1 protein-coding gene is annotated in these 395 nt (G+C 70.9%); it reads right to left on the reverse strand.

What is annotated here, in order from left to right:
* Window positions 1-395, reverse strand: a 395-nt coding sequence (locus ACLZOT_RS50290) for an alcohol dehydrogenase catalytic domain-containing protein (RefSeq protein ID WP_416976029.1), incomplete at both ends; no start/stop codon positions are given.

The raw sequence follows: 395 nt of genomic DNA on the forward strand, positions 1-395 counted from the left end.
CCTCCCAGGTCAGATGGCCCGGCTTGGGCAGCAGCTGGCTGGCCTTGACCACGGTGTACCGGGCGAGGCCGCCGAAGTTCGTCTCGTATCCCCAGATGCGCTGCTCATCGCCCAGCATGGCGTCGGCGTGGGTGGCCGGCTCATGGTCGTCCACCTGGACGCAGGAGACGACGACATGCGCGCCCGGGCGCCAGCGCCGCACCGCGGCGCCGGCCCGGACCACGACACCGGAGGCGTCCGAGCCGATCACCTGGTACGGCAGGTCGTGCCGGGCGGCGTAACCTCCCTGGCGGCCGAAGCGCTCCAGGAACCGGAAGGTGGGCACCGGCTCGAAGGTGTCGGACCACACCTTGTTGTTGTTGATCGCGCCGGCCATGACGGCCACCAGCACCTCG

Source organism: Streptomyces sp. 4F14 (assembly GCF_048159485.1).
In the GTDB taxonomy this organism is placed as follows: domain Bacteria; phylum Actinomycetota; class Actinomycetes; order Streptomycetales; family Streptomycetaceae; genus Streptomyces.